Origin of the sequence: Niastella koreensis GR20-10 (assembly GCF_000246855.1) — a bacterium.
In the GTDB taxonomy this organism is placed as follows: domain Bacteria; phylum Bacteroidota; class Bacteroidia; order Chitinophagales; family Chitinophagaceae; genus Niastella; species Niastella koreensis.
Window position 1 is genome coordinate 1,881,210 of sequence record NC_016609.1, and the last position, 12,485, is coordinate 1,893,694.

Annotated in this window: 13 protein-coding genes; 8 read left to right on the forward strand and 5 right to left on the reverse strand. The window is 44.9% G+C overall.

From position 1 onward, the window contains the following. Positions 1 to 18: 18 nt before the first annotated feature. Positions 19 to 1,065 (reverse strand): agmatinase family protein, encoded by a 1,047-nt coding sequence (locus NIAKO_RS07460; RefSeq protein ID WP_014217802.1) that lies wholly within the window; start codon positions 1,063 to 1,065, stop codon positions 19 to 21. 448 nt (positions 1,066 to 1,513) lie between these two features. Here NIAKO_RS07460 and NIAKO_RS07465 point away from each other — a divergent pair, with 448 nt between their 5' ends. From NIAKO_RS07465 to NIAKO_RS07475, 3 genes are all read left to right on the forward strand, one after another. Continuing rightward, positions 1,514 to 1,936: a cytochrome c maturation protein CcmE domain-containing protein gene (locus NIAKO_RS07465; protein ID WP_014217803.1), complete on the forward strand. Its 423-nt coding sequence runs from the start codon at positions 1,514 to 1,516 to the stop codon at positions 1,934 to 1,936. Positions 1,937 to 1,945: 9 nt separating this feature from the next. Next, positions 1,946 to 4,366 (forward strand): cytochrome c biogenesis protein CcsA, encoded by a 2,421-nt coding sequence (gene ccsA / locus NIAKO_RS07470; protein WP_014217804.1) that lies wholly within the window; start codon positions 1,946 to 1,948, stop codon positions 4,364 to 4,366. 293 nt (positions 4,367 to 4,659) lie between these two features. Continuing rightward, positions 4,660 to 5,301: a DUF4294 domain-containing protein gene (locus tag NIAKO_RS07475; protein ID WP_014217805.1), complete on the forward strand. Its 642-nt coding sequence runs from the start codon at positions 4,660 to 4,662 to the stop codon at positions 5,299 to 5,301. Between the two features lie 45 nt (positions 5,302 to 5,346). Here the strand turns inward: NIAKO_RS07475 and rfaE2 are convergent, their stop codons facing one another. The 4 genes from rfaE2 to panC all read right to left on the reverse strand — a co-directional run bounded on the left by rfaE2 (position 5,347) and on the right by panC (position 8,243). Then, positions 5,347 to 5,835 (reverse strand): D-glycero-beta-D-manno-heptose 1-phosphate adenylyltransferase, encoded by a 489-nt coding sequence (gene rfaE2 / locus NIAKO_RS07480; protein ID WP_014217806.1) that lies wholly within the window; start codon positions 5,833 to 5,835, stop codon positions 5,347 to 5,349. Beyond that, the gene (locus tag NIAKO_RS07485) at positions 5,822 to 6,847 is read right to left on the reverse strand and encodes a lysylphosphatidylglycerol synthase transmembrane domain-containing protein (RefSeq protein ID WP_014217807.1); all 1,026 of its coding nucleotides are present in this window, start codon (positions 6,845 to 6,847) and stop codon (positions 5,822 to 5,824) included. The genes rfaE2 and NIAKO_RS07485 overlap by 14 nt, the downstream gene beginning before the upstream one ends. 136 nt (positions 6,848 to 6,983) lie before the next feature. After that, a complete protein-coding gene (panD, locus tag NIAKO_RS07490) occupies positions 6,984 to 7,328 on the reverse strand; it encodes an aspartate 1-decarboxylase (RefSeq protein WP_014217808.1) in 345 nt (114 codons plus the stop codon). Between the two features lie 63 nt (positions 7,329 to 7,391). Beyond that, on the reverse strand, positions 7,392 to 8,243 hold the full coding sequence (gene panC, locus NIAKO_RS07495; protein WP_014217809.1) for a pantoate--beta-alanine ligase: 852 nt from the start codon (positions 8,241 to 8,243) through the stop codon (positions 7,392 to 7,394). Between the two features lie 181 nt (positions 8,244 to 8,424). Between panC and NIAKO_RS07500 the strand changes: the two genes are divergently transcribed. From NIAKO_RS07500 to rlmB, 5 genes are all read left to right on the forward strand, one after another. Next, positions 8,425 to 9,237 (forward strand): glycogen/starch synthase, encoded by an 813-nt coding sequence (locus tag NIAKO_RS07500; RefSeq protein ID WP_014217810.1) that lies wholly within the window; start codon positions 8,425 to 8,427, stop codon positions 9,235 to 9,237. Between the two features lie 136 nt (positions 9,238 to 9,373). Next, positions 9,374 to 10,627 (forward strand): methionine adenosyltransferase, encoded by a 1,254-nt coding sequence (metK, locus tag NIAKO_RS07505; protein WP_014217811.1) that lies wholly within the window; start codon positions 9,374 to 9,376, stop codon positions 10,625 to 10,627. 121 nt (positions 10,628 to 10,748) lie between these two features. Then, positions 10,749 to 11,036 (forward strand): hypothetical protein, encoded by a 288-nt coding sequence (locus NIAKO_RS07510; RefSeq protein ID WP_014217812.1) that lies wholly within the window; start codon positions 10,749 to 10,751, stop codon positions 11,034 to 11,036. 85 nt (positions 11,037 to 11,121) lie between these two features. Then, positions 11,122 to 11,682, forward strand: coding sequence for an NUDIX domain-containing protein (locus NIAKO_RS07515; RefSeq protein ID WP_014217813.1), 561 nt, complete (start codon positions 11,122 to 11,124; stop codon positions 11,680 to 11,682). Beyond that, the gene (gene rlmB, locus NIAKO_RS07520) at positions 11,666 to 12,436 is read left to right on the forward strand and encodes a 23S rRNA (guanosine(2251)-2'-O)-methyltransferase RlmB (RefSeq protein ID WP_014217814.1); all 771 of its coding nucleotides are present in this window, start codon (positions 11,666 to 11,668) and stop codon (positions 12,434 to 12,436) included. The genes NIAKO_RS07515 and rlmB overlap by 17 nt, the downstream gene beginning before the upstream one ends. Positions 12,437 to 12,485 lie beyond the last annotated feature (49 nt).

Below are 12,485 nucleotides of genomic sequence, written 5' to 3' on the forward strand. Positions count from 1 at the left end.
ACAGCCTGAGGCTTGCAGCTATTGATTACTGGCCACTAGTAAATTGGCTAATCTCCATAAAATGTGTGCACCCACGTTGGCATCCCACTCATTGTTGTCGCCTACACCAATTTCAACCAGATCGAAACCAATAAATTTACGACCGCTTTGCACAATCTTTTTTAACAGGTAAAAGATCTGTTCGGTTTCAAATCCGCCCTGTACGGGGGTGCCTGTATTGGGACACAATTTAGGATCAAGCCCATCAATATCAAAACTTACCAGCACTTTTTCGGGCAATTTCCCAACGATCTCGTCGGTTATCTGTTTCCAGGTTTCCCCTTCGAACTGGCGTTCTTTGATGTCTTTATCAAAATAGGGTATTACCCGGTCCTTGTTGTTCTGAATATATTCCCATTCTTCCTGGCAATAATCGCGGGCGCCTATCTGCACCAGGTGGGTGAGGGTAGGAATTTCTTTCAGGGCGTTGTACATAACACTGGCATGGCTGTACGTAAACAGCTCGTATGAAGCGCGCAGGTCGCAATGGGCATCAATCTGCAGTACGCCAAATTCGCCATGCTGTTCGGCCATTGCCTTGAAAAAGCCCAGCACTACACTGTGATCGCCACCCAGGATGGAGACCAGCTTACCGCGGTTGAGCAGTTGTTTGCATTGCTCGTACACCCATTTGTTCAAATACCCGCCGCCTTCGTTGATATCGCGCAGCGATTTGCACATGAAGAGGTTCTTCTCCAGTACTTCGCCATGACAAATATAGTCGATGTACAACTCGGCTTCCTTGCGGAGGTAGTCACTTTTCAGCAGCACCTTTTTATCGGGCGGACGCATATAAAAACCCTGCTTCCACGAATCTTTGGTTTCAGGGTCAAAAAGGTCAACGTGCATACTTGCTTTAAAAATATGGTCGGCGGCCCGGGCAGTACCGGCATTATAGCTTACGGTAACTTCCCAGGGAACTGGTAGTATAACCAAACGGGCATCCTCTTCAGTAAAGGGCAAACCAAAAATATTATTGTTGGGATTGCTTGCCGCGTTGGGATCAAAGTGCGATAGGTCTGTCATAATCACAAAATAAAAAACGGGGTGCAAGTTAGCTCGAGAACGAATAGTAGCAAAATATTTATAAAAGTTAGCTGACGTTTGTTAGTTAATAGTTCAGTTCGCTGTTCTCAGTTCTTTGTTTTGTGAACTCTGAACTTGGAACTCTGAACTTGGAACTCTGAACTCGGAACTTGGAACTCGGAACTCTGAACTCGGAACTCTGAACTCTGAACCTGGAACTCTGAACTCGGAACTCTGAACTCTGAACCTGGAACTCTGAACTCGGAACTTGGAACTCGGAACTGAGAACTGGGAACAGAAAGTTAAAACCAAATGGAAACACTTAATAAACAATGCCCCTTACTTTATAAATAAAATCTATGAACCCCTCAATTCAATTTTGACCTAACTTTGCGGCGTTAATACCCAAATGTGCCACGCCGTCAAGGCGTTACAATAAATATTTCAGATGAAAAAGATCCATATTGTTATTCTGGTTGGAATTGCGGTCTGTATTATGATCCTGTTGAGCTTTATGGCCGACCTTTCTACCTACGAAACCCTGGCCTCAGCCCGTCAGAAAGAAGGCAAAACCGTGACCGTGATCGCCAAACTCGATAAATCGGCAGCAGTTCCGGTTGAGTACGACCCCGCTAAAAACCCCAATCTTACCCAATTTTATGTGGTTGACTCCCTGGGCAACCGCGCACAGGTACGGTATTATTTTGAAAAGCCGATGGATATGGAGAAAAGTGACCGCATTGTGCTGAAAGGAAAAATGCAGGGAAATGTATTTGAAATTACCCGTAAAGACGGGATCCTGATAAAATGTCCTTCCAAGTATAAAGACGATCCAAAGGCTGCTGCGAACAACCTGTCTGCTCAAAATTAAAACCCTGTAATGAAGTATATCGGTGAACACCTGTTACCCGGTCAGTTAGGACAATTCCTGGTAGTGCTTTCCCTTGTAGCGTCATTGGTAGCGTGTATAGCTTATTTTAAATCGTCCAATGCCTCTTTGGAGCCCGAGCACGAAAGCTGGAAAAAACTGGCCCGCATTGCTTTTCTGGTCAATGCCGGTTCGGTGCTGGCTACATTCAGCATTATCTTCTACATAATTGCCAATCATTATCACGAATATTTTTACGCCTGGAACCACTCCGACATTACCCTGAACCCCAAATACCTGCTCAGCAGTATCTGGGAAGGGCAGGAGGGCGCTTTTTTGTTATGGACCCTCTGGCAGTCGGTACTGGGTATAGTTTTAATAGCCACCGCCAAAAAATGGGAAGCGCCTGTAATGACGGTGATGAGCTTTGCCCAGTTTTGCCTGGCCACCCTTATAATCGGGGTATATGTGTTTGACGTGAAAGTGGGCAGCAGTCCGTTTTTATTAACGCGCCACCAATTTCAGGATGCGCCCATTTTCCAGGGCGACAATTACCTGAGCCTGCCGAAAATACATAATGGAAATGGTCTCAACCAGTTATTACAGAATTACTGGATGGTTATTCACCCGCCGGTGCTGTTTATGGGGTATGCCAGTACCATTGTTCCTTTTGCCTATGCCATTGCGGGTATGTGGAAGAAGGATTTTGGCAGCTGGACAAAGCAGGCACTGCCCTGGTCGCTGTTTTCGGGCGGCATCTTTGGTTTGGGTATTATGATGGGCGCCGCCTGGGCGTACGAATCCCTCACCTTTGGTGGTTACTGGGCCTGGGATCCGGTTGAAAATGCCTCCCTGGTACCCTGGCTGGTAATGGTAGCCGGTATTCATACCCAGGTTATTTACAATTCAACCGGTCATTCGCTGCGGGCAACCAACTTTTTCTTCGTCATGAGCTTTCTGCTGGTATTATACTCAACCTATCTTACCCGCAGTGGCGACTTGCAGGATACCTCGGTTCACGCGTTTGTTGATTCGGGCCTTAACTGGCAAATGCGCATCTGGGTGCTGATCTTTGCCATTGGATCGCTCAGCCTGTTTGCTGCGCGGTTTAAAAAGATTCCGCATATAGCCAAGGAAGAAGAGTTCAGCAGCCGTGAGTTCTGGATGTTCATCGGTTCGCTGGTGCTGTTCCTGTCGTCCATGGCCATTATTGTTCCTACTTCGTTCCCCATTTTCAATAAATTGTTTGGCACCAACCTGGTGATCGGCGAAGACAAGGAATTTCCTTACAATCGCATCCAGGTATTTGTAGCGGTGGTAATTGGTGTGCTCACCGCCATCAGCCAGTACCTCAAATACAAGAACACGTCAAAAGCGTATTTTACAAGAAAACTGTTGTGGGCTACTGTCATTTCGGTGCTGGTGTCGGCTTCCATCAGCTATTTTGGTCATATAAACTATAACAAATACGGTTATGGCTTCCTCGCTGCCATTCACCTGGCCCTGTTTGCCGCAGTATATGCCGTGATCGCCAATGCCGGGTATATTTTCACCGGACTGAATGGTAAATTAAAAGCTGCCGGCGCCTCGGTAGCGCACCTGGGTTTTGGCTTGCTAATGGTGGGCATCCTCATTTCTTCTTCCAAAAAAGAAATTCTGTCGGTAAACACTTTTAACCCGTTGAATTTTGGTCCTGAAAAGCCAAAAGAGGGTTTTGAGAACCTGACCCTTTTCCGCGGTATAAAAACCGATATGGGCTCCTACTGGGCTACCTATGTAAAGGATTCGGTGAGCACCAAAAAGACGGTGACCTACTTCAGGGTTGATATGGAACGGAAAGATGGAAAAGACAAATTCTCCCTGTATCCCGACCTTATCAAGAACACCAAGGGCCAGGAGGGCATGTCGAACAACCCCGATTCAAGACACTACCTGCATAAAGATATTTTCAGCTATGTGAACCATGCCAGCTCGGTGCAGGAAGGTGCTGATACGGCGCAGTTTAGAAATCATGTGGTAAAAACCGGTGATACCATCTTTTATTCTGAAGGATATATGATCCTGGATAGCGTTACCGTAAATCCGCACGACGAAAAGCACCGGTTTACCAGCAAGGATACCGCGCTAATGGCCAATTTGACGGTTATTACCAAGGAACAGCAAAAGCTGACGGCGAAGCCGGTATTTTATGTGCGCAACAATGGCGCCCAGTATATGCTGGATACCCTTTACAGTGAAGGGCTGGCCATTGGCTTTACCCGCGTTACCGACGACAAACACCTGGAGATCAGTGTAAAAGAATCATCGCGCCTGGCGCCATTCCTGGCTTTGAAAGTGCTGCAGTTCCCCTTTATTAACCTGGTTTGGTTGGGAACTGTGCTGATGATCATTGGGTTTGTAATTAGTATGATCCGCAGAATAAAGTTATTATAGTTTAAAATGTAAGAGCCTAAAGCCCAAAGCTTAAAGCCAAAAGCAAATACAATGATTGCCTGGCTTTCAGCTTTAGGCTTTTGCCTTTCAGCTTTCGCCCGCATTTATCATAAATGATTCACCTTATTTATCCAAATCAGGATTAGCCAACCATTTACCCTGAATAATTCGTATTGTACCTTTGACTTTCTTAAAGATTTTTTAAGAATTGGGTGGCAGCGAACCGGGTTACTTTCTCTGTCTTTCTGGAATTATTATTACAAAGGAATTTGTATTATATTAGTACCATTGGAATGACTGAAAAAAGAAAAATATTCAGGATCTTATTTGCGGTTTGGGCAATTGTAGCGGTATCAATTGGTTCGGCCCGGGCCCAAACGGCGCCAGATACCATTCCTTTACCCCAATTAGGCCCCAATGATACAATTCCCGTGCCTGCACAGATAATTGGAAACGAGTATGTGCCGGCGCAAACCCTCGAATGGACCTGGGTACAGGCTCCCTATCCCAAACATTTATTGAAGAAACGGCAGGAGTGGACGCGTTTACGCAATGCAGTGTATGTTTGTTACCCGTATGCCCGCCGGGCCGGTGACATTATGAACGACATTAACGCGCACATTGCCCATATGCCTGACGGTGATAAAAAAACGTATATCAAGAGCCGCGAAAAAGAGTTGAAGAAACAGTTTGCGGAACCATTAAGCCAATTGTCGATTTACCAGGGAAAAGTATTGATGAAACTCATTAACCGGCAAACCGGTAATAACTGCTACGAGATCATCAAGGAATATAAAGGTGGGTTTACCGCCAGAACCTGGCAAACGGTTGCCTTTTTCTTCGGCAGCAATCTTAAACAACCCTACGACGCCCAGGGCGACGAACGCGAAATAGAAAGCATTGTTCAGGAAGTTGAACGGATGCACCGTATGTAGTTATTCAGTTTCAGGTTCCAGGTTCCAGGTTATGAGAACTCGGAACTAGGAACTCATCCTCGCAATAATGCCTGTAGTAGAGAACCCTTCTACAATAGAATTGATAATAACTTTCCCTCCGGATTCCATCACTTCTTTGGCGCCAACGATCTGTTCCAGCGTATAATCGCCCCCTTTAACCAGCACATCTGGTTGCAGGGTAGTAATGAGGTTCAGCGGTGTGTCTTCTTCAAAAATAACCACCATGTCAACCATTAACAGCGCGGCCAGTACCAGGGCCCTTGATTGTTCGTCGTTAACCGGCCGGCTATCGCCTTTCAGGCGTTTGGTGCTGGCGTCTGAGTTCAAGCCAACAATTAAATAGTCAGCTTCTACAGCGGCCTGTGAAAGCGAAAAAATGTGACCGCGATGCAGGATATCAAATACCCCGTTGGTAAAGGCAACTGTTTTTCCTGTTACCCGCCATTGCGCAATTCTATGTTTTGCTTCATTCAGCGTACAAACCCTTGTGCTTATGATATCAGCTTTTCTCATTTACCGGAATTCTGTTTTTATTAAAATATGGCAACAGGCTTAAGGCTATAAAACCACTGATCAGCGCAAAAAAGAATTGCACCGACCACATCAACTGGCCAAAGGCAAACCCAATGGTTTCTTTTAACCCGTAGATGAGCATGGTGTTTTGTACAAACCAGGCATACACGCCAATTCCGCCACCTGGCGCGGGAACGATCATGGCCAAACTGCCCATGGTTAATACCGATAATGCATTGGGAATGGAATAAACCGCGGTTTCCTTCATAGCCCAGAAACCGATCTGTACACTCAGCAGGTACATACTCCAAATGAAAATGGTATGGAATATAAACCAGCCTTTATTTTTCAGGTACCGAACGCTGGTAATGCCATGCCAGATGCCTTCAAAAATGGTCCTGATCTTTTGAATAAAGGTAATGTGGGAGAATTTTTTAAATACTATCACCACTGCCGTTATACCCAGCAACAAAACACCCACCAGGATGATTATTTTGGTTGCCGAGAGCGAACTGGTTTTTGACCGCACAATGGTATTCAACGTATCGTTGAGATAACCGCCAATCAGATCGGCCTGGGTAAAAAAGGTGATTAAAATAACCAGTACCAGGCACAACACGTCAAAAGCACGTTCGGCAACAATGGTGCCTACCAGTTTATCGGCAGGTACTTTTTCATAACGGGCAAGTATGGTGCATTTAAGTACTTCGCCCAGCCGGGGAACGGCCAGGTTGGCCATATAGCCTATGAGCACCGACATGTACACATTGGCAAGCCGGGGCTTGTAGCCCATTGGTTCCATTAAGATCTTCCAGCGTAACGCCCTGCTGTAATGGCTTAGTAACAGGGTGATCATTACCGGGATAATAAGCAGGTAGTTAGCATTGCGGAAGGCATTCTTAATGTCATCCCAGCCTTTGTCTGTAATTTTTCGCACCGACCACCACACTAAAAAAATACTGAGTCCCAGGAAAAGGATATACTGTAATATGCTCAGAATTTTTTTATTCATATGGAGCGATTATAATTCAAAGTTACAGGTTTCAGCTTGCAAGTTACAGGTTCAAATTCCCCTATAACCTGAAACCTGTAACTTGTAACAGTAACTTCATTAATCAGAGGCGAATATTACCTCAAAAGACAATATATTAAAGCTTATTTCCTTCTTTGGGAAATACAATGAAAGGTTTGTGTTTTTTTGCTTCTTCAAAATCCATTATGGCGTAGGAAATAACAATCACGATATCGCCTACAGCGCCCTGGCGGGCAGCCGGACCATTCAGACAGCATACGCCTGAGCCGCGTTTGCCTTTTATGAGGTAAGTTTCAATACGGGTACCGTTATTGACGTTTACAATTTGCACTTTCTCATTTTCGATCATATTCGCCGCATCCATCAGGTCTTCATCGAGTGTTAAGCTGCCTACATAGTTCAGGTTAGCTTCCGTGATCACCGCGCGGTGTACTTTCGATTTTAGTATTTCAATTTGCATACTGTAGTTCTTGTTGTTCTGTTTAAATAAAACGGGCGCAAGCTAGTAAATTTAATATAACAATTACATCAACATATTATCTATTAATCTCACGTCATGCAGGAAGGCGGCGATCAATGCCACCCGGGCACCCGGGTAAGACTGTATAGTGACGGTAACAGGCTCCAGGGTTTTGGCATCGGCCAGTTCCACATAATCGATCCGGAAACCAACATCGGTGAGCATTTTTTCGGCCTGCTCTTTAATAACAGGCCAGGATACGCCCTGGTTGAGTTGCTGTTTTATGAACACAAGACATTGATAAATAGTAGTGGCTAATTGCCTGTCATGGAGCGACAAACGCATATTGCGGCTGCTCATGGCAAGCCCGTCGGGTTCGCGCAGGGTGGGGCAGGTAACCAGTTGGATGCCGGACTTCATTAATGTAAGCAGCCGGCTTACCACCATACACTGCTGGTAATCTTTCTGGCCCATGAATAACTGATGCGGCTGCACCATATTGAGTAACCGGAACATGACCTGGCAAACGCCCTGGAAATGCCCGGGGCGGAACTTCCCTTCCAGCAAAGTTTCCAGGTAACCCAGGTCATAGTGCTCCAGGCCGGTAGTACCCCGGGGGTACATTTCTGCTATGGAGGGCAGAAACAGGGCGTCGCAGCCGGCTGCTTCCAGCTTCATAATATCCCGTTCAATGGTATTGGGGTATAACTGGTAATCGGTGGGGTTATTGAACTGCGTGGGGTTTACAAAAATGCTGCAAACCGTTACTGCCGTGGTTTGTTTTGACTGGTTAATGAGGGCAATATGGCCATTGTGCAGGGCGCCCATGGTGGGTACAAACCCTATTTGTTTTCCAGCGGTTTTTTGCTGTTGAATATACCTGGCAAGCTGTTCGGCATATTTAAAAATGATCATTTAACGAAATTTTAAGTTTTACCGCCTCCCTGGTCCTGTTGCTAAGAGAACCTGGTTCGTCATTCATTCGGTTTAAATGCGGGCAAAGGTCGGGTTCCCGAACATACGAATTAGAACTAATAAAAAAACCTTAACTTTGCACCCTGATTTTTAAAAGTTAGCTCATTAACTATTATCTATAATGCTGACAAAGAAAAGAATTTTATTTATTGCTAACGAAATGTCCCCCTATCTGGAGTTAACGGAATTTTCCGAAACTGTAAACCGGTTGGCAATAAAGGCAAATGAAAATGGCTTTGAAGTACGTTGTATTATGCCCAGGTTTGGCGTCATCAACGAAAGACGTCATCGCCTTCATGAAGTGGTTAGGTTGTCGGGCATTAATGTTTCAGTTGGTAATGATGATTATCCCCTGCAAATTAAAGTAGCTTCTTTACCCAATGCACGTTTACAGGTTTATTTCCTGGACAATGAAGATCTGTTCAAGCGTAAAACCATATTCCACGACGAAAGTGAAAAATGGCACGACGACAATGACCTGCGTACCGTGTTCTTCTGCAAGGGCGCCCTGGAAACCGTAAAGAAATTTGGCTGGCCTCCTGACATTATCCACTGCAGCGGCTGGATGACCGGTTTAATTCCCCTGTACCAAAAGACAGCATATAAGAAGGAACCGGTATTCTCGCATAGCAAGGTAATTTACACCATTGGAAACAACACCGTGAAAGAAAAGCTGGGTGATGATTTCCTGAAAATTGCCTCCATCAGTTCTGTTGTAAAAGAAAAAGACCTGGAGCCTTTTAAAGAAGGTACTACCACTGCTATGATGCGGGGTGGGGCAACTTATGCCGATGCTATTACGTTTGGCGCTGATAAAGTAGATAAAAAGCTGGTAGATGAATTTGGAAAGGTAAAAGGCAAAAAGGTGCTCACCTATAACGCCGAGTCTGATTTAACTGATTATCTGCAACTGTACAACGACCTTACTAAATAAGTAGTATCCATTTATAAGCGATAAGTTAATAACATGATGTTTACAATTACAACTCATAAAGCTTTTAACTTATAGGTGATAACTTATATATTTACCCATTAATATTCTATTACAATTCCATCAAACAAAAATTAGTATGCCTTACTTATTTACTTCTGAGAGTGTTTCGGAAGGTCATCCTGACAAAGTAGCTGACCAGATATCTGATGCCCTGATTGATAACTTCCTGGCTTTTGATGCTCAGTCAAAAGTTGCTTGTGAGACTTTGGTTACAACCGGTCAGGTAGTACTGGCAGGTGAAGTTAAATCTAAGGCATATCTTGATGTACAAACAATTGCCCGTGAGGTAATTCGCAAAATTGGTTATACCAAGAGCGAATATATGTTCGAAGCCAGTTCATGCGGTGTATTATCTGCTATTCATGAACAATCTTCCGACATCAACCAGGGTGTTGACAGAACTAAAAAAGAAGACCAGGGCGCCGGTGACCAGGGTATGATGTTCGGTTACGCCAGCAACGAAACCGAAGATTATATGCCACTGGCATTGGACATTGCCCATAAATTACTGATAGAGCTGGCTGCACTGCGCCGCGAAGGAAAAAAGATCGAGTATCTGCGTCCTGATGCAAAAAGCCAGGTAACCCTCGAGTACGACGATAACAACAAACCTGTTCGTATCGACGCTATTGTTGTAAGTACACAACACGATGATTTTGATACAGAAGCCAAAATGGCGAAAAAGATCAAGGAAGATGTGATCAACATCCTGATCCCCCGCGTTAAGGCCAAGTATAAAAAATATGCTCACCTGTTCAACGACAAGATCAAGTATCACGTTAACCCAACCGGTAAATTCGTGATCGGTGGTCCACACGGCGATACCGGTTTAACCGGTCGCAAGATCATCGTTGATACATATGGTGGTAAAGGCGCTCACGGTGGTGGTGCGTTCAGCGGAAAAGATCCTTCTAAAGTTGACCGTTCTGCTGCTTATGCAACCCGTCACATTGCTAAAAACCTGGTAGCTGCCGGTTTGTGCGATGAAGTGCTGGTACAGGTTTCATACGCTATTGGTGTTGCCCAGCCAATGGGTTTGTACATCAATACCTATGGCACTGCCAAAGTTGAACTGACTGATGGCGAGATCGCAAAACGCGTTGGCCAGATCTTCGACATGCGTCCTTACTTTATTGAGCAACGTCTGAAACTGCGTAATCCTATTTACAGCGAAACAGCCGCTTATGGTCACATGGGCCGTCAACCGGAAGTAGTGGAAAAAACTTTCGTTGCTCCTGATGGCAAAACCGTGAAAAAGAAAGTGGAACTGTTTACCTGGGAGAAGCTGGATTATGTAAGAAAGATCAAGCAGGCTTTCGGTATCCGGTAAGAATTTTTACTCATAGCAGTACAGATTTGTACTCATAAGTGTTTGATTGTCACCTCTTTTAAAGGGGTGACAATTGTTTATATGGGAAGTGTTTGTTATATTTGGTAAAAGAATTGGGAGTATGGTTACAGCATCGCAAACATTAAAAATGTATGAGTTGTTGAATAAGCACTTCAAGAATACCGAAGATGCTAAAGTGCTGGTGGCTGGTATTGAAGAAATTATTGATGAAAAATTCAATAATGAAAAAGATCGCCTGGCTACCAGGCAGGACATGTTTTGTTTAAAAGAAGATATTTTATCATTACAAACCCGCATGGAGCAAGGTTTCAAGGATCAATTAAGATGGCTTATCGTATTAATGGTGGGTTTGTCTTCTTTAGCAGTTGCCGTAATGAAACTTACATAAAATTATAACGAATATATAAATCAGCCCCGCCCCGGTTTATCCGGGCGGGGCTGTTTATTTGTACCAGATGTTTTATTTTCGACCCATGAATGATTACAGTAATCCCTGGAAAGTATTAGCGGAAAAGAAGATCTATGATAATCCCTGGATAAAACTCAATGAATATGATGTTATCAATCCCTCGGGTGGAAAAGGCATTTATGGCAAAGTGTTCTTTAAGAACCTGGCCATTGGCGCCCTGCCGCTGGATGAGGAACTGAATACTTACCTGGTGGGACAGTATCGTTTTACCATTGACCAGTATAGCTGGGAGATCCCGGAAGGCGGAGGCGCATTCGGGGTTGAACCCGTGGAATCGGCCAAACGGGAATTGCTGGAAGAGACCGGCCTGGTGGCCGAAGAATGGAGCCAACTGATAGAGTTGCATTTGAGCAATTCGGTTACCGACGAACATGCGCTTATTTTCCTGGCCCGCAAACTGAGCCAGCAAATGGCCCATCCCGAAGAAACAGAACAACTAATTATAAAGAAACTGCCATTTGAAGAAGCCTATCAAATGGTGGAACGCGGCGAGATTACCGATGGTATGTCGGTAGCCGCTATTTTAAAAGTAAAACTGATGTTGGCAGATGGAAGGATTTCATAAAAAAAGACCAGGTATTAATAAAGCGCAACTGATTATTGGCCGGCAGCCGATCATTGAAGCTATTCAATCGGGCCGCCCCATTGATAAAATCTTATTTCAGCGTAATGTGAGCGGGGATGCCATTGGCACCATCAGGCAACTGGCCCGGGAACAAAACATTCCTATTCAGCAGGTGCCGCCCGAAAAACTGCAATCGTTTACCAGGGCCAACCACCAGGGAACCATTGCCATTGCAGGCCTGGTGCAGTATATGGACCTGCAACAGGTAATTGACTATGTGCTGGGCAATGGTGAAACGCCTTTGTTTGTGATCCTGGACGGCATTACCGATGTACGCAATATTGGGGCTATTGCCCGCAGCGCCGTGTGTTGTGGCGCCCAGGCCATTATTATACCAGATAAAGGGGTAGGCGCGATAAATGAAGAGGCCATGAAATCATCGGCCGGCGCCCTGGAAAAAATCAACATTTGCCGGGTAAACAGTTTAATGAAAGCGGTAGATACCCTGCACCTGAACGGGATAAAAGTTTTTGCTACTGAAATGACCGCCACTAAAATGTTGTTTGAGGTAGATTATACCGAGCCTTGCTGTATTGTTATGGGCAATGAAGAGAACGGCGTTTTTCCTGCGCTGATGAAAATATGTGATGAAAAGATAAAGATCCCCATGACCGGGAACTTTGAATCGTTGAATGTGTCGGTAGCCACTGGTATTGTGTTGTATGAAGCGATGAAGTCAAGAATGAAACAATAGATAATGAACCTCCCTAATCCGGTACCTGACGCCGGGTGACAGGGACTCG

Excerpts from the sequence above, each read along its gene's own strand:
- NIAKO_RS07460 (WP_014217802.1), bottom strand. The coding sequence starts at position 1,065 with ATGACAGACCTATCGCACTTTGATCCCAACGCGGCAAGCAATCCCAAC.
- NIAKO_RS07465 (WP_014217803.1), top strand. The coding sequence starts at position 1,514 with ATGAAAAAGATCCATATTGTTATTCTGGTTGGAATTGCGGTCTGTATT.
- ccsA (WP_014217804.1), top strand. The coding sequence starts at position 1,946 with ATGAAGTATATCGGTGAACACCTGTTACCCGGTCAGTTAGGACAATTC.
- NIAKO_RS07475 (WP_014217805.1), top strand. The coding sequence starts at position 4,660 with ATGACTGAAAAAAGAAAAATATTCAGGATCTTATTTGCGGTTTGGGCA.
- rfaE2 (WP_014217806.1), bottom strand. The coding sequence starts at position 5,835 with ATGAGAAAAGCTGATATCATAAGCACAAGGGTTTGTACGCTGAATGAA.
- NIAKO_RS07485 (WP_014217807.1), bottom strand. The coding sequence starts at position 6,847 with ATGAATAAAAAAATTCTGAGCATATTACAGTATATCCTTTTCCTGGGA.
- panD (WP_014217808.1), bottom strand. The coding sequence starts at position 7,328 with ATGCAAATTGAAATACTAAAATCGAAAGTACACCGCGCGGTGATCACG.
- panC (WP_014217809.1), bottom strand. The coding sequence starts at position 8,243 with ATGATCATTTTTAAATATGCCGAACAGCTTGCCAGGTATATTCAACAG.
- NIAKO_RS07500 (WP_014217810.1), top strand. The coding sequence starts at position 8,425 with ATGCTGACAAAGAAAAGAATTTTATTTATTGCTAACGAAATGTCCCCC.
- metK (WP_014217811.1), top strand. The coding sequence starts at position 9,374 with ATGCCTTACTTATTTACTTCTGAGAGTGTTTCGGAAGGTCATCCTGAC.
- NIAKO_RS07510 (WP_014217812.1), top strand. The coding sequence starts at position 10,749 with ATGGTTACAGCATCGCAAACATTAAAAATGTATGAGTTGTTGAATAAG.
- NIAKO_RS07515 (WP_014217813.1), top strand. The coding sequence starts at position 11,122 with ATGAATGATTACAGTAATCCCTGGAAAGTATTAGCGGAAAAGAAGATC.
- rlmB (WP_014217814.1), top strand. The coding sequence starts at position 11,666 with ATGGAAGGATTTCATAAAAAAAGACCAGGTATTAATAAAGCGCAACTG.